Origin of the sequence: Streptomyces sp. NPDC102360 (assembly GCF_044766085.1) — a bacterium.
GTDB lineage: Bacteria > Actinomycetota > Actinomycetes > Streptomycetales > Streptomycetaceae > Streptomyces.
In genome coordinates this window covers 1,697,855-1,717,054 of the sequence record NZ_JBIWLG010000001.1, presented here as the reverse complement: position 1 = coordinate 1,717,054, position 19,200 = coordinate 1,697,855, and the positions used below count along the sequence as shown (strand labels likewise).

Annotated in this window: 21 protein-coding genes and 1 pseudogene; 9 read left to right on the top strand and 13 right to left on the bottom strand. The window is 72.0% G+C overall.

The genetic code is table 11. The features are described 5' to 3' along the window. Nucleotides 1–13: 13 nt before the first annotated feature. The 3 genes from ACIRHA_RS07865 to ACIRHA_RS07855 are packed head-to-tail and all read left to right on the top strand — an operon-like array spanning nt 14 to nt 2,921. Nucleotides 14–1,066 (top strand): ABC transporter substrate-binding protein, encoded by a 1,053-nt coding sequence (locus ACIRHA_RS07865; protein ID WP_403841197.1) that lies wholly within the window; start codon nt 14–16, stop codon nt 1,064–1,066. Between the two features lie 59 nt (nt 1,067–1,125). Next, a complete protein-coding gene (locus ACIRHA_RS07860; protein ID WP_403842186.1) occupies nt 1,126–2,139 on the top strand; it encodes a FecCD family ABC transporter permease in 1,014 nt (337 codons plus the stop codon). Next, complete coding sequence (locus ACIRHA_RS07855; protein WP_403841194.1) at nt 2,136–2,921, top strand: ABC transporter ATP-binding protein; 786 nt, start codon at nt 2,136–2,138, stop codon at nt 2,919–2,921. The genes ACIRHA_RS07860 and ACIRHA_RS07855 overlap by 4 nt, the downstream gene beginning before the upstream one ends. Nucleotides 2,922–2,942: 21 nt before the next feature. On the opposite strand, the gene ACIRHA_RS07850 is transcribed toward ACIRHA_RS07855, so the two are convergent. Further along, nucleotides 2,943–3,563, bottom strand: coding sequence for an L-threonylcarbamoyladenylate synthase (locus tag ACIRHA_RS07850; RefSeq protein WP_403841191.1), 621 nt, complete (start codon nt 3,561–3,563; stop codon nt 2,943–2,945). A 158-nt stretch (nt 3,564–3,721) separates the two neighbouring features. Here ACIRHA_RS07850 and ACIRHA_RS07845 point away from each other — a divergent pair, with 158 nt between their 5' ends. Next, nucleotides 3,722–4,870 carry a hypothetical protein gene (locus tag ACIRHA_RS07845; protein WP_403841189.1) on the top strand — a complete coding sequence of 383 codons (1,149 nt, stop codon included), beginning with the start codon at nt 3,722–3,724 and terminating at the stop codon, nt 4,868–4,870. A gap of 73 nt (nt 4,871–4,943) precedes the next feature. On the opposite strand, the gene ACIRHA_RS07840 is transcribed toward ACIRHA_RS07845, so the two are convergent. After that, nucleotides 4,944–5,309 (bottom strand): hypothetical protein, encoded by a 366-nt coding sequence (locus ACIRHA_RS07840; RefSeq protein ID WP_403841186.1) that lies wholly within the window; start codon nt 5,307–5,309, stop codon nt 4,944–4,946. Nucleotides 5,310–5,383: 74 nt separating this feature from the next. On the opposite strand from ACIRHA_RS07840, the gene ACIRHA_RS07835 reads away from it, so the two are divergent. Beyond that, nucleotides 5,384–5,740: a DUF779 domain-containing protein gene (locus tag ACIRHA_RS07835; protein WP_403841183.1), complete on the top strand. Its 357-nt coding sequence runs from the start codon at nt 5,384–5,386 to the stop codon at nt 5,738–5,740. Nucleotides 5,741–5,838: 98 nt separating this feature from the next. Continuing rightward, on the top strand, nt 5,839–7,011 hold the full coding sequence (locus ACIRHA_RS07830) for a phosphodiester glycosidase family protein (RefSeq protein WP_403842184.1): 1,173 nt from the start codon (nt 5,839–5,841) through the stop codon (nt 7,009–7,011). A gap of 13 nt (nt 7,012–7,024) precedes the next feature. Here ACIRHA_RS07830 and ACIRHA_RS07825 read toward each other — a convergent pair whose 3' ends face one another. Next, on the bottom strand, nt 7,025–7,219 hold the full coding sequence (locus tag ACIRHA_RS07825; protein ID WP_403841180.1) for a hypothetical protein: 195 nt from the start codon (nt 7,217–7,219) through the stop codon (nt 7,025–7,027). 111 nt (nt 7,220–7,330) lie between these two features. Beyond that, a complete protein-coding gene (locus tag ACIRHA_RS07820; RefSeq protein ID WP_403841177.1) occupies nt 7,331–8,212 on the bottom strand; it encodes a phosphatidylinositol-specific phospholipase C/glycerophosphodiester phosphodiesterase family protein in 882 nt (293 codons plus the stop codon). A gap of 192 nt (nt 8,213–8,404) precedes the next feature. On the opposite strand from ACIRHA_RS07820, the gene ACIRHA_RS07815 reads away from it, so the two are divergent. From ACIRHA_RS07815 to ACIRHA_RS07805, 3 genes are all read left to right on the top strand, one after another. Next, entirely contained in the window at nt 8,405–8,641 is a 237-nt protein-coding gene (locus tag ACIRHA_RS07815; protein ID WP_403841174.1) for a nucleotidyltransferase domain-containing protein, read from the top strand. Then, a complete protein-coding gene (locus ACIRHA_RS07810; protein WP_403841172.1) occupies nt 8,632–9,156 on the top strand; it encodes an aminoglycoside adenylyltransferase domain-containing protein in 525 nt (174 codons plus the stop codon). Before ACIRHA_RS07815 ends, ACIRHA_RS07810 begins: the two co-directional genes overlap by 10 nt. A gap of 146 nt (nt 9,157–9,302) precedes the next feature. Then, nucleotides 9,303–10,217 (top strand): virginiamycin B lyase, encoded by a 915-nt coding sequence (locus ACIRHA_RS07805; protein WP_403841170.1) that lies wholly within the window; start codon nt 9,303–9,305, stop codon nt 10,215–10,217. A 12-nt stretch (nt 10,218–10,229) separates the two neighbouring features. Here ACIRHA_RS07805 and ACIRHA_RS07800 read toward each other — a convergent pair. The 9 genes and pseudogenes from ACIRHA_RS07800 to ACIRHA_RS07760 all read right to left on the bottom strand — a co-directional run. Further along, a pseudogene (locus tag ACIRHA_RS07800) lies at nt 10,230–10,538 on the bottom strand (hypothetical protein); the annotation flags it as partial. Between the two features lie 68 nt (nt 10,539–10,606). Then, nucleotides 10,607–11,260, bottom strand: a complete 654-nt coding sequence (locus ACIRHA_RS07795; RefSeq protein WP_403841167.1) for an ABC transporter ATP-binding protein — start codon at nt 11,258–11,260, stop codon at nt 10,607–10,609. Further along, the gene (locus ACIRHA_RS07790) at nt 11,253–12,170 is read right to left on the bottom strand and encodes an ABC transporter ATP-binding protein (protein WP_403842181.1); all 918 of its coding nucleotides are present in this window, start codon (nt 12,168–12,170) and stop codon (nt 11,253–11,255) included. The genes ACIRHA_RS07795 and ACIRHA_RS07790 overlap by 8 nt, the downstream gene beginning before the upstream one ends. A 41-nt stretch (nt 12,171–12,211) precedes the next feature. Further along, nucleotides 12,212–13,117, bottom strand: coding sequence for an ABC transporter permease (locus ACIRHA_RS07785; protein ID WP_403841165.1), 906 nt, complete (start codon nt 13,115–13,117; stop codon nt 12,212–12,214). Then, nucleotides 13,110–14,102, bottom strand: a complete 993-nt coding sequence (locus ACIRHA_RS07780) for an ABC transporter permease (protein ID WP_403841164.1) — start codon at nt 14,100–14,102, stop codon at nt 13,110–13,112. The genes ACIRHA_RS07785 and ACIRHA_RS07780 overlap by 8 nt, the downstream gene beginning before the upstream one ends. Beyond that, nucleotides 14,099–15,682 (bottom strand): ABC transporter substrate-binding protein, encoded by a 1,584-nt coding sequence (locus ACIRHA_RS07775; RefSeq protein WP_403841161.1) that lies wholly within the window; start codon nt 15,680–15,682, stop codon nt 14,099–14,101. Before ACIRHA_RS07775 ends, ACIRHA_RS07780 begins: the two co-directional genes overlap by 4 nt. A 129-nt stretch (nt 15,683–15,811) precedes the next feature. Then, entirely contained in the window at nt 15,812–16,939 is a 1,128-nt protein-coding gene (locus tag ACIRHA_RS07770) for an acyl-CoA dehydrogenase family protein (RefSeq protein ID WP_403842179.1), read from the bottom strand. Further along, a complete protein-coding gene (locus tag ACIRHA_RS07765; protein ID WP_403841158.1) occupies nt 16,918–18,102 on the bottom strand; it encodes an acyl-CoA dehydrogenase family protein in 1,185 nt (394 codons plus the stop codon). Before ACIRHA_RS07765 ends, ACIRHA_RS07770 begins: the two co-directional genes overlap by 22 nt. Continuing rightward, nucleotides 18,099–19,088, bottom strand: coding sequence for an NADPH:quinone oxidoreductase family protein (locus ACIRHA_RS07760; protein WP_403841155.1), 990 nt, complete (start codon nt 19,086–19,088; stop codon nt 18,099–18,101). The genes ACIRHA_RS07765 and ACIRHA_RS07760 overlap by 4 nt, the downstream gene beginning before the upstream one ends. Between the last annotated feature and the right edge of the window lie 112 nt (nt 19,089–19,200).

The window sequence follows — 19,200 nt, the reverse complement described above, 5'->3', positions numbered from 1 at the left end:
GCCGGCTCCGCGTATGAGCCCTGGACGTGAAGGAACCCCCGTGCTGTTCGCACGTCAACTCCGCCGATGCGCCCCGCTGTTGGTGGGCGCCTTGCTGCTCACCGGGTGCGGCACGACCGCCACCACCGAGGACGGTGCCGCCGGTGGCGGCGGTGTCACGCTCGACAACTGCGGAGAAAAGGTGCGGGTCGAGCACACCCCGCGCCGGGCCGTCGCCCTCGACCAGGGCTCCGCCGAGATCATGCTCTCGCTCGGCCTCGAGGACCGGATGGTCGGCACCGGCACCTGGACCGACCCGGTCCCGAAGGACCTGGCGAAGGCCAACGCGAAGGTGCCGCGGCTGGCCGACCGCTACCCGTCGTTCGAGAAGGTCCTCGGCACCGAACCGGACTTCGCCGCTGCCTCGTTCACGTACACCCTCGGCAAGGGCGGTGTGGCGCCGCGCGCGGAGTTCGAGAAGCTGGGCGTGCCCACGTACCTCTCCCCCAGCGACTGCGTGGGCAAGGACAACGGCGACGGAGACGGGGTGCGGACCAAGACCCTGGGGCTCGACGTCGTGTACGGCGAGATCCACGATCTGGCACGTGTCTTCGACGTGGAGAAGCGCGGCGACAAGCTGATCGACTCGCTCAAGACCCGGGTCCGCAAGGCCACTTCCGGGGGCGACGCGCACGGTGTGGACGTCCTGTACTGGTTCGCCAACTCCGACTCGCCCTACATGGCGGGCTGTTGCGGCGCCCCCGGCATCGTCACCAAGGAGCTCGGGGCGCGCAACGTCTTCGACGACACGCGCGCGGAGTGGCCGCAGGTCAACTGGGAGACGGTCGCGGACCGCGATCCGGACGTGCTGGTCATCGGCGACCTGACGCGCCGCTCGCAGTCGGCCGAGTCGGCCGCACAGAAGATCAAGTTCCTTGAGTCCAATCCCGTCACCAAGCACATGACCGCAGTGAAGAAGAAGCGGTACGTGCGCCTGAGCGGGCAAGCCATGAACCCGACCATCCGGACGGTCGACGGCGTGGAGCGGGTGGCCGCGGGGCTGCGCGAGTTCGGGCTCGCGCGGTGACGGCTCGTACGGTCGCCGCTCGCGCGGCCCCGGCGGCGTATCCACAGGCCGCGCCCCGGATCACCCTTCGGGCCACACTCGCCTGGGCGGCCGGCATCGCCGCACTGTGCGCCTCCGTGGCCTTCGCCATCACCCTCGGTCCCGCGCAGATCCGGGTCGGTGACGTGTGGGCGGCGGTGGGCGACCGGATCGGCCTGGCGACCTCGGACCTCTCGCCGATCCGGGACGGCATCGTATGGAATCTGCGGCTGCCGCGGACGCTGCTCGCGGCGGTGTGCGGGGCCGGGCTCGCGGTGTGCGGCACGGTGCTGCAGGCGCTGCTGCGCAATCCGCTCGCCGATCCGTTCGTGCTCGGTGTCTCCTCGGGCGCGTCGACCGGGGCCGTGCTCGTCGTCGTGCTCGGCCTCGGCGGTGGCGCCGTGTCCGTATCGGGCGGCGCGTTCGTCGGAGCCGTCTGCTCGTTCGCGCTGGTGCTCGTACTCAGTCACACGCTGGGCGGCAGCACGGACCGGGTGGTGCTGTGCGGCGTCGCGGCGATGCAGCTGTTCTCGGCGTTGACCTCGTTCGTCGTGCTGACCTCGGCGGACGCGGAGACGACGCGCGGCGTGCTGTTCTGGCTGCTCGGCTCGCTCAGCGGGGTCGGCTGGACCGAGGTGTGGCTGTGTCTGGCCGTGCTCGCCGTCACGCTCGTGGTGTGCCTCGCGTACGGGCGCACCCTCGACGCGTTCGCCTTCGGCGCCGAAGCAGCGGCGACCCTCGGCGTCCGGGTGGCCCGCACCCGGATCGTGCTGCTGTGCGTGACGGCGCTACTGACGGCGGCCCTGGTCAGCGCGGCGGGAGCGATCGGCTTCGTCGGTCTTGTGCTGCCGCACGCGGCGCGCGCCCTGGTGGGTCCGGGGCACACCCGGCTGCTGCCGGTGACGGCGCTCGCCGGGGCGGTGTTCCTGGTGTGGGTGGACACAGCGGCGCGGACGGTGCTCGAACCTCAGGAGGTTCCGGTGGGTGTGGTGACATCGCTGATCGGTGTGCCGGCGTTCGTGCTGGTGCTGTACCGCGGGCGGGGTGTGCGGTGAGCCTTTCCCAGCAGGGACTGCGCGCCGACCGCGTGTCGTGGTCGCCGGGCGGCGCGCTGGTGCTCGACGGGGTGTCCGTGGCACCGGAGCCCGGCACCGTCACCGGAGTGCTCGGCCCCAACGGCTCGGGCAAGTCGACCCTGCTGCGCCTGCTGTCCGGCGTGCTGGCCCCGTCCGCGGGCGTCGTCACGCTCGACGGTGACCCGCTCGCCTCGGTGGGCCGCAGGCAGGCCGCGCGGCGCATCGCCATGGTGCAGCAACAATCCGACGCCCAGGTCGAGTTGACGGTCGCCGACGTCGTGCGGCTCGGCCGGGTCCCGCACCGCCGCGCCTGGCAGCCCGCGTCGGCGGCGGACGAGGCCGCGGTCCGCGACGCCCTGGACCGCAGTGGTCTCGCCGACCGGGCGCACCGCCTGTGGCACACACTGTCCGGCGGCGAGCGCCAGCGGGTGCAGATCGCCCGCGCCCTGGCGCAGGAGCCGCGCGAGCTGCTGCTCGACGAGCCGACGAACCACCTCGACATCCAGCACCAGCTCGAACTCCTCGACCTGATCGGCACGCTGGGCATCACGTCCGTCGTCGCCCTGCACGACCTGAACCTCGCCGCCGGCTACTGCGCGCGCGTCGTCGTGCTGCGCGAGGGCCGGGTCGTGGCGGCCGGGGAGCCCGGCGACGTACTCACCGAGGAACTGATCGCCGACGTGTACGGGGTGCGCGCCGAGGTCACCCGCCCCGGTGAACGGCCGCACATCCGCTACCTGGGTACGACTGCGACGCGCTGAGTCCTTCACAAGGGCCCTGAGTCACTCGAAGCGCTCCGTGTCCCCCGCCCCGGCCCGTACGATCTCGGCCTCCCCGTCGGAGAAGTCGATGACCGTGGTCGGCACGGTGCCGCAGTCGCCGGAGTCCACGACGGCGTCGACCTGGTGGTCGAGGAGTTCCTTGATCTCCCAGCCCTGGGTGAGCGGCTCCTCCTCGCCGGGCAGCAGCAGCGTGCTGGACAGCAGCGGCTCGCCGAGCTCGGCGAGCAGGGCCTGCGTCACCACGTGGTCGGGGATGCGCACGCCCACGGTCTTCTTCTTCGGGTGCTGCAGCTGCCGCGGCACCTCACGCGTCGCGGGCAGGATGAAGGTGTAACTGCCGGGCGTGGCCGCCTTGATGGCGCGGAACACGTCGTTGTCGATCTGGACGAACCTCCCCAACTGGGAGAAGTCCTGGCATACCAGTGTGAAGTGGTGCCGGTCGTCGAGCTGCCGGATGGTGCGGATCCGGTCGACGCCCGCCCGGTTGCCGAGCCGGCAGCCGAGCGCGTAACAGGAGTCCGTGGGGTAGGCGACGAGCGCGCTGTCGCGGATGCTGTCGGCGATCGCGGAGATGAGGCGCGCTTGCGGGTTTGCTGGGTGCACGTCGTAGTACCTGGCCATTCGGCGAGCGTACGGGATCGGACGCGCCACGCCGGGGTACACGAGGGGCGAATCGGGCGCGTACGCGCGACAATCCCGACACCGGACCACCCTGCCCTGGCCCCCGCGCGTCCACGGACCCATACTGGTCGCGCCCCGATCACTCACAGAACGACTCCATGGCGAAGAAGAACTCAACCCCGACCCCCGTCCCCGACACCGTGTGGCTCGGACGCGGACGCCACCTCGGGCCCGAGCCCGAGCGCGACGTCCGGCGCAACCTGATCGCCCTCAAGGCGGCGGGCGTACTCGACGACTTCCTCGACCTCGACCCCGAGGACGCGGCGCGCTCCACGGTGCTGCACCCGCGCGAGGAGGAGGCCGGGCCAGGACCCGGCGCCCGCCGGGTGTTCGAGGCGCGCTGGCGCGTGGCCGACAACGTCACCGTGCGCGGCCAGCTGACGACGTACGACCCCGACACCCGCGCCAAGGAATCCGAAGGCGTCACCTGGGTCCTCGCCGCGGAGGCGGAGCGGGCCTGGGAACTGGCCTGGCCGTCGCCCGCGCCGATGTTCTGGCCGGACAGCGAGCGGGTGCCATGGGACCACGACACGGTGGCGGGGCTGCGCCTGCGGGCGCCGAACCACCTCCCGAAGGACGACGACGCCCTGCGCCGTCTCCTCAAGGACTGCTCGCGCTCCAGCTGGTACGTGCACGTGGTCATCCACGAGGCGATGACACCGGATGCCCAGGGGCAGCGGTCCATCACGCGGTTTCTGCCGCCGAGCCTGCAGCACCGCGTGATCGAGCACCGGGCGACGCCCGACCAGGCCCAGGTCGTGGACTTCGGGCTGCGCAAGGACTTCAAGGCCGGAATGCCGCGCGGCGGCGGCGTCGTACTGCCGACCACGCCGGCGCACCCGGACTATGCGGCGGACCGTTTCACCGTGCGCAGCGTCTTCCTCGACGGCAGCGAGCCGACCGAACTGCTGGACCGGATCCGGGAGTTCACCGCGTTCCCGCGGCCGCTGATCGACGAGGCGGCGCAGGCCCTCACGCGGCTGCGCGACGGCTGGCATCTGCTGACGTCCGACGAGGAGCTGACGCACGCGCAGGACATGGTCACGAAGTACGCCGAGGCGCTCGACGCCATGACCAGGTCCCGGGACAGCTACCGCGAGGCGGCCGAAGCGGCGCGGGCCGCGCTCGCCGAGGCGCCGCGCGGCGACGCCCAGGCGCACGCGCCGGCGGATCCGGACAGCAAGGACGCCTCCCCCTTCGGCACGCTCGGCAAGGCGTTCGGACGCTTCCGGGGGCCGAACAAGTAAGCGCGGGCCTTACCGGAGTTCAGGACCTGTGAGTCACGGCGCCCGCGCACGAGCGGGCGCCGATCCGCCGCTCTCACTCTTCCTCCGCCTCCTCCTCGGCGCCCGGGTCGGACATCCGCAGCGCGATCTCCTGAAGCAGTTCGCTGGATTGGACGTCCATACGGCCCTCGTCGTGGACCTTGGCGAGCTGCGTGAAGAGGAACGCGAACGCCTCCACGAGCGACACGCTCGCCGGCATCAGCGCGGCGATGGCCAGTTCGGCCGCCTCCTCCGCGCTCGCCCCCGACGGGATCTCGATGGTCGGGAACACTTCCGACACGAGCCGCCCCAGTTGCGTCACGTCGGTGTCGAGTGCCTCGCCGTCGCTGAGCCTGCGCACCATCTCGTGCGTCTCGGTGAGCACGCCGATGGCCCGCAGAATGATCTCCCTCTGTTCCATGTGCGGAGCTTATGCCGGGGCCCGCGTCGCGCGTGCAACGTGGTCGCAACGTCCCACCCCTTTGACTGGGTGTCATGACCGACGTACCCCGCGTGGAGCTGACGGACGCGGCCGCCGAGCTGGTGCGGCGGCTGCGCGAGGCCCACGGTCCGCTGATGTTCCACCAGTCCGGCGGCTGCTGCGACGGCAGCGCGCCGATGTGCTACCTGGCGGGCGAGTTCCGCACCGGAGCCTCCGACGTGCTCCTCGCCGATCTCGCGGTGCAGGGGGTGGCGGAGCCGGTCTCGTTCTGGATGTCCAAGAGCCAGTACGAGGTGTGGAGCCATACGCGGCTCATCGTCGACGTCGTCGAGGGGCGCGGCAGCGGCTTCTCGCTGGAGGCACCCGAGGGCGTACGTTTCCTGATCCGTTCCCGACTCGTCGGCACTTAGCCATCGACGCGCGACCCCGCGTCTGCTGAACTCCCCGCATGCAGACGAGAGTTGGCAAGCGAGGGAGAAGAGTCCTTGCGGCCCTCGGGGTCGCTTCGATGCTGGCCGGTGCCGCCCTGACGGGTGCGGCGCCGGCCGGCGCCACGTCGGGCGAGCGGGTCGCTCCGGGCGTCACGTACACGGAGTTCGACGTCCCCGCCGCGAAGGGCACCGCACATGCCCATGTCCTCACCGTCGATCTGACCGACCCGCGCGTGCGGGTCGACCTCCTGCACCCCGGCGCGGTCGGGGCACGCGCCACCGTCTCCTCGATGTCCGACGCGGCCGGCGCCGTCGGCGGGGTCAACGGGGACTTCTTCAACATCACGGAGAGCCAGCACCCGGGCGTCGAGGTCACCGGCGCCTCCGTCGGCCCGGCGATAGCGAGCGGGCACACGCTCAAGGCGGCCGTGCCGAACGGTCAGCGCTTCGGCCCGGCCCTGCCGCCGGGGACCTCCACCCGGGACGTCCTCGGCGTCGGGGTCGACCGGCGGGCCCGCCTCGACAGCCTGGAGCTCGACGGCTCGGTACGCACCCCGGACGACCGCGTGCCGCTGGGCGGGCTGAACCAGTACGCGCTGCCGGTCGGCTCGGTGGGGGCGTTCACGTCCGACTGGGGCAGCGTGTCGCGGGTGCGGTCCACCTGCGGCACGGACACCCAGCGGGCGGCGCCGTGCAGCACGGACACGTACGAGGTGACGGTGCGCCGCGGTCGGGTCGTGTCGTCGGCCGACACCCCCGGCAGCGGGCCGATAGCGGCCGGGTCCACGGTCCTGGTGGGCAGGGAGGCCGGCGCGCAGTGGCTGCGCAAGCTGTCGACGGGTGACCCGGTCGCGGTCCACCACCGGCTCGTCGCCGCCCGCTCGCACATCCCGTACCGCTTCGCGATCGGCGGCTATCCGGTGCTGCGCGACGGAGCGCCGCTGCCCGGCCTGGACGCGACGACGTCGGCGGTGCGCACGGCGGCGGGCATCGGGGACGGCGGCCACGAGCTGATCCTGCTGGCCCTGGACGGCGCCCCCGCCTACCGCACCGGCATGTCGATGACCGAAGTGGCCGCCACGATGCGGTCCTTGGGCTCGGACGACGCGTTCAGCCTGGACGGCGGCGGTTCGTCGACCCTCGTCGCACGCGCCCCGGGCGCCCCTTCGGTCTCGGTCCGCAACCACCCCAGCGACCCGCCGGAGCGCGCGGTCGCGAACGGGATAGGGGTGTTCTCAGCCACGAAATAGCGCGACAGAAGCCTCACGGGTTCAGGTTACTGACCAGGGTGGCAGTGGAGTTGATGCCGTCGTGGATGGTCGGCGCCGCGTCCGTGCCCGCGAGCAGGAAACCGAGCAGCAGGCAGACGAGCGCGTGCGAGAACTTCATGGCCCCGTTGCGCAGGAAGATCACCGCGACGACGAGCAGCAACACCACGACGGAAATGGACAGGGACATCGCCGAACCTCCTCCGCCACGTCAACGCCGTGGCTATCGGCCGCAAGTGTGACGCAGCGGAGGGCGCCGACCGGGGCATGACCTGTCCCCCGAACGGGTGTTAACCCGGGGTCACCGACCAGAACGCTTGTCGTGGGCCTCGTCATGGGCCTCCAGGAAGGACCGCAGGCCCGCGAGGTCATCCGTGTTGAGGTGGTCGACATCCGCGGCGATCAATTCGGCCCAGACGGCATCGCGTTCGGGACCGGCGACATCGGGGGTCGCCCAGAAGCGGACACGTTGGCCGCGCGCGTGGGCGGCATCGACGATGCCGCGCAGCTTGTCGCGCTCGGCGGCGGGCATGGGACCGCTCCCCAGCCACGTGAAGTTGTTTGCCCAGTTGTCGCTGATGAGCGGGACGAACGAGGCGGGCGCGGCGCTGCCGAGGTCGGTGAGGCGGCCGTCGTAGAACGCGCTGCGCCGCGCCTGCGCCTCCATCGGCGGGCGGGCGGCCCGGTCGCCGGAGACGACGACGGTGACGGCGCCCTTGTGCACACGCCCACGGTCGTACGTGGTGAAGAGACGGCCGTAGCGGCGCAGTTGGCGGTCGAGTTCCTGGTACGTCGCCGCGCCGTCGGTCTTGATGTCGACGAGGAGTTGCAGCGGGGTGCGCCAACCCCGGTACACCGATCCGCGGTTGGCCTTCACACGGGCGGCGAGCGGGGCGAGGTAGAGGGAGGTCAGGGTGCGTGTGGGGTCGAGGTCGACGGGGTCGTGGGCGACGAGGAGGTCGCCGTTCACGAGGTAGATGTCGGCCTCGACGCTGTTGAACCGCTGGTCGAGCGCATCGAACAGGGGACGCGGGTGCTCGTAGTCGTTGTGGGCGTGCGCGCGCCGCAGGGGCACGGGGCCGCGCTTGGGCTCGGCGGCCTGCGCCAGGTTGGGTGTGGTGACACCGACGGCGAGCGCTGCGGCGAGGGTGCCGATGGCTCTGCGGCGGGTGGTCGGGGCCATGTGTGCCTCCCGTGGTGGGCCGGTGGGACACGGTGAGTATGCGGGGCGCTGGTCATCAACCGGCAGAGGTGGGACGGGAGTTGGCGAGACCGGCACCCCCGGTTCACCGCGGGGCCATCGCAAGGCACTGGTCACGGGCGTGCATGATGGCAGGGAGGGGCGAGGATCGGCGGAAAGCGAAGGGAGTCGGACGTGCGCCAGGTGGAGTGCGTGGTGGAGGCGCTGCGCGAGGTGCTCGGGCCGGATCTGGTGGCCGTGTATCTGTACGGCTCGGCGGTCTCCGGCGGCCTGCGTCCGCACAGCGATGTGGACGTGTTCGCCGTGACCGGCGCGCCCACGACACACGACCAACGCGCGCGCCTGTCGGCAGGCTGCTGGGCCTGTCCGGGGCGGGTGCGGCACACGGCCGGGACCGTCCGGTGGAGTTGACGCTCGTACAGCTCGCCGATGTGCGGCCGTGGCGGTTTCCGCCGGTGCGGGAGTTCCAGTACGGCGAGTGGCTTCGGGAGGCGTACGAGCGCGGGGAGACGCCGGAGCCGGAGGTGGACGAGGACCTGGCGCTGCTGGTCACGATGGTGCGGCAGCGCGGTGTCGTCCTGTTCGGGCCGCCGGCCACCGAACTGCTCCACCCGGTCCCCAAGTCCGATGTGCGCCGCGCGACCGTGGCCGGGGTCCCGGCGCTCCTTGAGGAGTTGGAGACGGACACCCGCAATGTGATCCTGACGCTGGCCCGCGTCTGGGCCACCCTCGTGACCGGGGAGATCCTGTCGAAGGACGCGGCGGCGGACTGGGCCCTCCCCCGGCTGCCGGAGGAAAATCGCGCGGTGCTTGTGCATGCGCGCTCGGTGTATCTGGGTGAGGCGGAGGATTCGTGGGAGCGGCTGGGGCCGCGGCTGCGGCATGACGCGGAGGCGCTGGTGGCCGAGATCGAACGTCTGACCTGAGCATCGCTTCCCTTTCACGTCCGTCGTAAGTTTGCGGCGAGGCCCCGCAGCGAGGAACCGTCTTGAGAGGCCTCAGCCGCCTCTACGCGTACGCCCACGGGCGACGTCGCCCGCATCACCGCCGAACACGACCTGGAGAAGCCCCTGTGACTCAGCTGTCCCCTCAGGTATCCGTCCACGAGCACCCGGTGTCCGGCAGCGATTCCGGCCCCTACGCCCTCACCACGGGCCCGGACGGCGCGCTGTGGTTCACCCTCGTCCACAGTGGCGAGATCGGCCGGCTCGTCCCCGGCTCCGATCCAGCACGCCACCGCCTCGACGCCCCCGACTGCGGGCCGACCGTCATCGCTCCGGGTCCGGACGGCGCCCTGTGGTTCACCGAGTACAAGGCGGACCGGATCGGGCGGATCACCATCGACGGCGTCGTCGACGAATTCGACGTGCCCACGCCCGGCTGCGGACCGTTCGGCATCGCGGCGGGTCCCGACGGGGCGCTGTGGTTCACCGAGACCGCCGCCGACCGCATCGGCCGCATCACGGTGGACGGCGACATCACCGAGTTCCCGCTCCCGCTCACCGGCGCGTTCCCCTCGGCGATCACCGCGGGCGCCGACGACGCGATGTGGTTCACCCTCAACCAGGCGAACGCCATCGGCCGGATCGGCATGGACGGCGCGGTCACGATCCATCCCCTGCCGACGGAGGCGGCGGCCCCGGTGGGGATCGCGGCAGGGCACGACGGGGCGCTGTGGTTCGTCGAGATCGCCGCCGGCCAGATCGGGCGCATCACTGCGGACGGTCACATCACCGAGTTCCCCCTGCCCGACCGGACGGCCCGCCCGCACGCCGTCACCGTCGACGCCGAAGGCACCGCGTGGTTCACCGAATGGGGCGCCAACCGCGTCGGCACGATCACCCCCGACGGCACCATCACCGTCCACGCCCTCCCGACCCCGAACTCCGAACCGCACGGCATCGCGGTGGGCCCGGACGGGGCGGTGTGGACGGCGTTGGAGATCGGCGCGCTGGCCCGTGTCGAACCTGCGGGCAGCGCCGCCTGATCCTGCCACCCGTCAGGCGCGGATCAGTTCCAGCGCCTGGTTCAGGTTGTGCTCGGCGATGCCGGCCATGAACGCCCGGTCGGGAAAGTCCCCGTCCGCGTCCACCAGGACGTGGTCGGGGCCCAGTTCGCCGTGCACGACCGCGTACTCCGCACGTGGCCGCACCGCAGCCGCCAGGCCGCGCAGCCGCTCCTCCAGCCGGTCGCGGGCGCCCGCGACCCGTGGATCGCGGGAGGCCGCCTCGGTGAGGTCCCGCAGCGCACGGTCGAGGACCACCGCCTCGCACGAAATACCGCGAGAGGTTCCTCCCGCGTCCGCCACTCCGCCACGACAACCCGCGCACCCTACGGGAGCGTCGACGTGTGCGGGGACCCGACGGGAAGGCCCGCCTACGCCTCCGCCAACTCCCCCCACTCCACCGTCCGCCCGCACCACCGCTCCAGCAGTACACGGTCGTGTCCCACGGCCAGAAGTCCCGCCCCGGTCTCCCGGCGGTAGGCCTCCACCGCGGCCACCAGTGCGGCCGTGGTCGACGCGTCGAGCATTGCGGTCATCTCGTCGCAGATCAGCCAGCGGGGGCGCAGGGTGAGGGCGCGGGCGAGGCAGGCGCGTTGGAGTTGGCCGTCGCTGACCTCGTGGGGGCGGCGGGTCAGGAGGTCGGTGGACAGGCCCACCGTGTCGGCCAATTCCCGTACGCGGGACGCGTGGTCGGCGCCGTTCGCGCGCAGGGGCTCGGCGATCAGGTCGGCCAGGCGCAGGCGCGGGTCGGCGGACAGGCGCGGTTGTTGGAAGACGACGCCGAACGCGGTGCGCTGGGCGCGTGGGGCGCGGTGGCGCCAGCCGTGGGCCGGTTCGCCGTCGATGACCACGCGGCCGGCGTCCGGGGCGTGCAGCAGCGCCGCGACGCGGGCGAGGGTCGACTTTCCGCAGCCGCTGGGGCCGAGGAGGCCGACGCTCTCGCCGGGGCGGACGGTCAGGGTCACGTCACGGATGACCGGGGCGCGGCGGTCGTAGCCCGCCGTGATGGACAGCAGTTCAAGCACGGGTGGCCTCCTGGTGGGCCGGTACCGGGTGGTGGCAGGCCACGCCGTCCGCCAGCAGCGGCAGCGTCGTGCACCGGTCGTCGGCGCGTGTGCAGCGCGGAGCGAACGCGCAGCCCTCCCCCAGTGCGCTCAGTTCCGGCGGCATCCCGGGGATCGGGGTGAACTCGCGGTCGGGCAGCGCGTTCAGGAGGCCTCGGGCGTACGGGTGGCGGGGGCCGGGCGACCCGAAGAAGGCGTCCGCCTCCGACAGTTCGACGATGCGGCTCGCGTACATCACCGCCACCCGGTCCGCGATCCGCTCCGCCGCCGCGAGGTCGTGCGTGATCAGCAGCAGCGCCCGGTCGGTGCCGATGTGGCGGCGCAGTTCGTCGACGGTGCGCTCGACGAGGTCGCGGTCGAGGCCGGTGGTCGGCTCGTCGGCCAGCAGGAGGGGCGCGTCGCCGACCAACGCGAGCGCTGTCGCTGCGCGTTGCGCGAGGCCGCCGGAGAGTTCGTGAGGGTAGCGGTCGAGGTGGTCGAGCGGGAAGGCGGCGCGTTCGGCGGCCTGCCGGACGGCTTCCTCCAGCCGCTGGCCGCGGCGCGGCGCTCCCGTCAACTGCCGCAGCGTCTCGACCAGTTGTGAGCGCACCGTGCGGACCGGGGTGAGGTGGGCGGCCGGGCTCTGCGGCACCAGTCCGATCCGGCGGCCCCGTACCGTGCGCGCGAGCGTCGTTTCGTCGGCCGCCATCAGGTCCAGGTCGCCGAGGCGCGCCGAGCCCGCCGTCTCCGCGTTCGCGGGCAGCAGGCCGAGGAGTGCAGAAGCCAGTACCGATTTGCCGCAGCCGCTCTCGCCCACGAGGGCCAGGCACTCCCCCGCCCGGAGGTCGAAGGAGGCGTCGCTGACGGCTCGTACGTACGCGCCGTCGCGCATCCGGAACCGTACGGACAGCCCGTCCACCGAAAGCACCGTGGTCACAGGGTCAGCTCCGATCGGCGGCGGGGGTTCAGGCGTTCGCGCCAGGCGCCCGCGAGGCCGGCGATGGCCAGCGTCGGCACGATGATGAACAGGCCGGGGAAGAGGGTCGGCCACCAGTCGCCCGCGAGCAGCGAGCCGCGCGCCGTCTGTACCAGCGTGCCGAGGCTGGCCTGGTGGGTGGGCAGGCCGAGGCCCAGGAAGGACAGGGCGGATTCGTGCCAGATGGCGTGCGGCACCATCAGCACCGCGGCGAGCGCCGCCTGCGGCAGCACCCCGGGCAGGAGGTGTCTGGCCGTCACCCGCCACCGGGAGGCGCCGCCGGAGATCGCCGCGTCCACATAGGGGCGCGAGCGCAGCGAGAGGACTTCGGCGCGCACGATGCGGGCCGTCGACAGCCAGTGCGTCAGGCCCACCGAGATCACGACGGGCCACACGCCCGGCCGGAACATCGCCACGATGAAGATGCCGAGCAGCAGGTGCGGCACCGACGAGAAGGTGTCCACGACACGCATCACACCCCGGTCCACCCAACCGCCGAGCGCGCCCGCGAGCGCCCCGACGGCGGTGCCGATGACGGTCGCGACGACGGCGGCCACCACCCCGACGAGCAGCGAGACCCGCAGCCCGTACACGCTGCGCAGCAGCAGGTCGCGGCCGACGTCGTCGGTGCCGAACGGGTGCGCCCAGGACGGCGGCTGGAGCTTCGCGGCGAGGTCGACGGCCTGCTGGTCGAGCTGTGTCAGGGGCGGCACCAGCAGCACGGCGAGGACCACCACGGCCACGATCACCGCGGACGAACGGACCCGCCACGCGCGCGTGGAGCGGCGCCGCGTCCCGTGCGTGCGCCATTGCGGGGCCGGGGCAGCCATGGCCCGGTCGGCCCCCGCGGCTTGGTCAGCCATCGAAGCCCACCCTCGGATCGGCGATGCCGTACAGGAGATCGGCGGCCCAGTTCCCGGCGAGCACGGCGAGCGTCGCCAGAACCGTGATGGCGGCGAGCAGCGGGAAGTCGACGGACGTGGCCGCCTGCACGGTCGCGGCGGCGATGCCCGGCCAGCTGAACACGGTCTCCACGAGCAGCGCACCGGTGATGAGTTCGGGCACCCGTGAGCCGATCAGCGTGAGCACGGGCAGCGTCCCGGAACGCAGCGCGTGCCCGAACAGGACGCTGCGCGGCGCGAGTCCGCGGGCCCTGGCCCCGCGCACGGGGTCCTCATCGAGCGCGTCGCCGACGCCCTGACGGACGTACAGGACGAACCACGGCAGCTGCGAGATCGCCAACACGCCTGCGGGCAGCGCGAGATGTGAGAGCACCTGTCCGGCGGTGACCGTCGAGGAGCCGGTGTCGGTGAGGCCGCCCGCGGGCAGCACACCGAGCTTCAGCGCGAACAGCCATACGGCGAGCAGACCGAGCCAGAACGGGGGCGCGGCCTCCAGCGTGTACGCGAGGGAGGTGACGGCACGGTCGAGCCAGCCACCCTGCCTGCGCGCGGCCAGCACGCCGAGGAGGGTGCCGAGCACGATCGCGACGAGGAACGCGGTGGCGGCCAGCAGGACGGACCAGCCGAGGCGTTCACCGATCACCTGCGCGACGGGCTGCCGCATGACGGCCGAGTCGCCGAGGTCACCGGCGAACGCGGACGTCAGCCAGTCCCACCAGCGGGCGAACAGGGGCTGGTCGACGCCGAGGTTGACCCGCAGCTGGTCGAGGTTCTCCTGTGACGCGGTGAGCCCGGCCGTGCCCGCGTACGCCTTGACCGGGTCGAAGGGGGAGGCCGCGGCGATCGCGAAGACGCCGAAGGTGACGGCGGCCAGGACGGGCACGGCGAACACGATCCGCCGGCCCGTCAGGCGCGCCATCGGCCCCCAGGGGAGCCGTCTGCTCATGCCTTCCAGTCCTCCACGTTCCACCACGGCCCGGAGGCAAGCCCGTGGTCGTGCGGCTCGACCTGGGTAGAGAGGTCGCCGAACCTCTTGTCGACCACGTAGAGGTGGTCGATGTGAGTGAGGAAGGTGTAGCCGGGGTCCTTCACGAGCTCGCGCTGGACGGTGTCGTACGCGGCCTGCCGCTTCGCCTTGTCGTCCGTGCGGCGGGCGTCCTCCAGGGCGGCGTCGACCTTCTTGTTGTCGTAGTGCGCCATGTTGTTGAAGCCGTCGCCCGCGAGGGAGGACTGGAGCAGCGAGTACTGGTCGAAGTCGGGGTCGGCGGGTGCGCCGCCGCCGGCGAGGACGGCGTCCTTGGGCATGCGGGGCATGATGACTTCCCAGGTGCCGCTCTCGACCTTGACGTCGATGCCGAGCTTCTTGGCGTCGGAGGCGTAGGCGAGGGCGTGGTCCTGGCGGAGCTTGTCGCCGGTCAGGTACCAGAGCGGGAAGGCGGCGCGGACGCCGTCCTTCTTACGGATGCCGTCGGTGCCGGTCTTCCAACCCGCCTGGTCGAGGAGCTTCTTGGCCTTGGTGAGGTCGTGCGCCCGCTCGGTGCCCTTGGTGAACCACGGGCTGTCGGTGGGCACAGGACCGTAGGCCTCCTTGCCCGCGCCCTCCAGGATCTGGTCGACCATGGCCTTGCGGTCCACGCCGATGTCGAGGGCCCGGCGGACGGCGCTGTCGCCCGCGACCTTGTTGCCGGTGGGCAGGGTGACGACGCGGTAGTCGAAGGTCTTCGCCGCGTACGTCTTCATGTCCGGGTCCGACGCGTACGTCTTGGCGAGGTTGGGCGGCAGGATGGCGCCGTCGAGGTCGCCGGAGCGCAGCCGGGTGGCGCGCACGTCGTCGTCCTTGATGATCGCCATGGTGAAGTTCTTGATCTTCGGCGCGCCGCCCCAGTAGTCGGGGTTGGCCTTGAAGACGAGCTTCTCGCCCTTGGACCACTTCACCAGCTTGTACGGTCCTGTACCGACGGGCTTGGTGGTGAACCTGCCGTTGTTCACGTCCTGGTGGCCCGCGACGTGCTCGGGCGCGATGGGCAGGACGGTGCGCTCGGCGAACGGCGCGTAGGGGTACTTGAGGTGGAAGACGACCGTGTCGTCGCCCTTCGCCTCGACGTCCTTGACGGCGTCCAGTTCGGTCTTGGAGGCGTTGTTGGTCCGCTTGTCGAGGATGGACTCGTACGTGAAGACGACGTCCTTGGAGGTGAACGGCTTGCCGTCGCTGAACTTCACGCCGTCGCGCAACTCGTACGTGTAGGTGCGGCCGCCGTCGGTGACCTTCGGCAGCTCGGCCGCGAGGGCGGGCTTGAGCTTCATGTCGGCGTCGTGCGTGAGCAGCCCGTCGAAGATCTTCGAGTTGCCGTCCTTGCCGTAGCCGAGGAGCGGGCTGAGGCTGTCGGGCTCGTAGGCGATGCCGACGACCGCGCTGTCGGCGCCGCCGCCCTTGGCGTCGTCGTTCGGCGCCGCGCACGCCGCAGCGGTCACCGCCAATGCGGCGACCGCTGCCCCTGCTGTCGCGCTCCGTGCCGGCCTGGCCACGTCACCCACCCCTATTCAAGATCTGATGCTATTGCGAACGAGTCGCAATAATGTCATCTCGTCAAGGAGAGGTAAAACTCGCCTGTGCCCAGCCTGTGAAGTTGCGCGCCCCCGGCGTCGCGGTCCGGCTCAGGGAGCCCGCAGATCGACCAGTTCGGCGAGCTCCTCCCGGTGCCGCCCCGCCGTGCCGAGCGCGATCGAGTCCGCCTTGGCGCGCTTGAGGTACAGGTGGATCGGGTGCTCCCACGTCATGCCGATGCCGCCGTGCAGCTGCAACGCCTCCTCGGCGGCGTGCACCGCGACGGGCGCGGCGTATGCCTGGGCGACGGCGACCGCGATGTCTGCATCCTCACTGCCTGCGGCCAGCGCGTCGGCCGCATTACGGGCGGCGGCCCGCGTGTTGACCGTCTCCAGCCACAGTTGCGCGAGCCGGTGCTTGAGCGCCTGGAAGGAGCCGACGGGCCGGTTGAACTGGTTGCGCTCCTTCGTGTAGCGCACGGTCTCCGTCAACAGCCAGTCGGCGAGCCCCAGTTGCTCGGACACGAGCAGCCCGGCGCCGGACCGCAGAGCGCGCCGCACCGCCGTCGCCGCACTGCCGGTCAGCTTCCGCCCGGCGGCCCCCGCGAACGTCACGGCGGCCAGCGGGCGCGTACGGTCCAGCGAGGTCTGCGGCTCGACGGTGACCCCCTCGGCGACCGCGTCGACGGCGAACAGGCCGCTCACGGTGGGCACCAGGAACACATCGGCGGCGGCCGCGTCCGCGACGCCGGTGACACGCCCGGTCAGCGCCCCACCCTCGTCCCGTACGTCCCTGAAGTCCTGCCCGGCCGTGGCCGACAGCGGCACGGTGAGCACGCCGATGGAGCGGCCGGAGGCGAGGGCGGCGAGGACGGTGGCCGCCTCGTCGCCCTCGCAGGCGAGCAGCGCCTCCGTGGCGATGACGGCGCTGGTCAGGTACGGCACCGGGGCGACGGCGCGCCCCAACTCCTCCAGGACGACGGCCGCTTCGCGGTGCGAGGCGCCCTGGCCGCCCTTGTCCTCCGGGACGAGGAGGCCGGCCAGGCCCATCGTCTCGGCGAGGTTCTTCCACAGCGCGCGGTCGTGCGGCGCGTCCGTGTCGACGCGGGCGAGGACCTCGGTGGCGTCGCAGTGGTCAGTGAGCAGGTCGCGGACCGCCGAGCGGAGCGCTTCCTCCTCCTCGGAGTAGAGGAGATCCGGTTCGGTGCTGTGGGTGCTCACTTGGCGAGGTCCTTCCAGGCGACGTCCTTGTCGGTGCGCGGCTCGGACGGCAGGCCCAGGACGCGCTCGGCGACGATGTTCAGCAGGATCTCGCTCGTCCCGCCCTCGATGCTGTTCCCCTTGGCGCGCAGATACCGGTAACCGGCCTCGCGGCCCGCGAAGTCGACGATCTCGGGACGCCGCAGCGTCCAGTCGTCGTACAACAGCCCCTCCTCGCCGAGGAGTTCGACCTCCAGGCCGCTGATCTCCTGGTTGAGGCGGGCGAAGCCGAGCTTCATGCCCGCGCCCTCGGGACCGGGGTGCCCGGCGACGAGCTGCTGGCGCAGGCGTTCGGACGTGAGGCGGGCGACCTCGGACTCGACCCACAGCTTCACGAGGCGCTGGTGCAGGTCGTGGGTGCGCAGTTCGGGGCGCTCGCGCCAGGTCTTGGCGACGAGGCCCACAAGGCCGCCCTCGCGTGGGACGCGCATGCCGCCGATGGAGACGCGCTCGTTGTTGAGGGTGGTCTGGGCGACCCGCCAGCCGTCGCCGACCTCGCCGAGCCGGTGGGCGTCGGGGATCCGGACGTCGGAGAGGAACACCTCGTTGAACTCGGCCTCGCCGGTGATCTGGCGCAGCGGCCTGACCTCGACGCCGGGGTCGGTCATGTCGCAGACGAAGTACGTCATGCCCTTGTGCTTGGGCACGTCCGGGTCGGTGCGGGTGACGAGGATCGCGAAGCGGGCGTTGTGCGCGCCCGACGTCCACACCTTCTGGCCGTTGACGACCCAGGTGTCGCCGTCACGGACGGCGCGGGTGCCGAGCGCGGCGAGGTCGGAGCCTGCGCCGGGCTCGCTGAACAGCTGGCACCAGATCTCCTCGCCGACCCAGAGCGGCTTGAGGAAGCGCCGCTTCTGTTCGTCGGTGCCGTAGCGCAGGATGGTGGGGGCGGCCATGCCGAGCCCGATGCCGTTGCGCCGCGGGTGGTTGTCCGGGGCGTCCGCCGCGGTCAGTTCGGCCTCGACGACGGCCTGCAGGGCGCGCGGCGCGTCGAGCCCCCCGAGGCCCTCGGGGTAGTGCACCCAGGCGAGCCCGGCGTCGAAGCGGGCGCTGAGGAAGTCCTCGCGCGGCGTGGTCGCGGGCGGGTGCGCGGCCAGGAACTCCTGCGTACGGGTGCGCAGTTGGGCGGCGTCGACACTCATGCGACGGTTCCTTCCTGCTGACGGGAGTTCAGGCCCGGCACCACCACGACGCGGCCCGTCGTGATGCCGTCGGCGACGCGCTGCACGGCGGACGCGGCGTCGCTCAGGTCGACGCGCTCGCTGACGAGGGGCTTGATAGCGCCGCTCGCGGCCAGCTCGGTGAGCTTCTGGTGGCAGTGCGGGATGAGCCCCGGGTTCTTGGTGGCGTACAGGCCCCAGTGCAGCCCGACGATGGAGTAGTTCTTCACCAGCGCGTGGTTGAGCGCGGCGGTCGGGATGACGCCGGACGCGAAGCCGATGACCAGGATGCGGCCCTCGAAGGCGACGACCTTCGTGGACTGCTTGTAGGCGTCGCCGCCGACCGGGTCGTAGATCACGTCGGCGCCGCGGCCTCCGGTGGCCTCCTTCACGGCGGCGATGACGTCCTCGGAGCGCCGGTCGACCACGACGTCACAGCCCAGTTCCGCCGCGACCTTCGCCTTCTCGGGGCCGCCGACGACGCCGATGACCCGGGCGCCCGCGGCCTTGCCGAGCTGTACGGCGGCGCTGCCGACCCCGCCCGCGGCGGCGTGCACGAGCAGCGTCTCGCCCGCCTGGAGGCGGGCGCGCTGGTGCAGGCCGAACCAGCCCGTCTGGTAGCCGATGTGCAGGGCGGCGACCTCGGCGTCGTCGAGCGAATCGGGCGCGGGCAGCAGGGACTTCGCGTCGGCGACCGTGTACTCGGCGAGGCCGCCGCGCGGCAGCACGGGGTTGGCGATGACGCGGCGCCCGTCCTCGGTCTCACCGCAGATCTCCACGCCCGGCGTGAACGGCAGCGGCGGCGTGACCTGGTACTGCCCCTTGCAGAGCAGGGCGTCCGGGAAGTTGATGTTGGCGGCGCGCACCTTGAGCAGAACCTGCCCCTCGCCGGGCACGGGACGCTCGACCTCTTCGAGGCGCATCACCTCGCTCGGCTCGCCGTTCTCGTGCACTTGCCATGCCTGCATGCGGAGCCTCCACGGGACTGCTTCGTCAAACCGGGTTCGGCCGCATACTAAGCGGTCGCTTGCCGATCTGTGAATGCCCCGTGGGGGTCAGTCTTCGCCGGTGCGGCTTCAG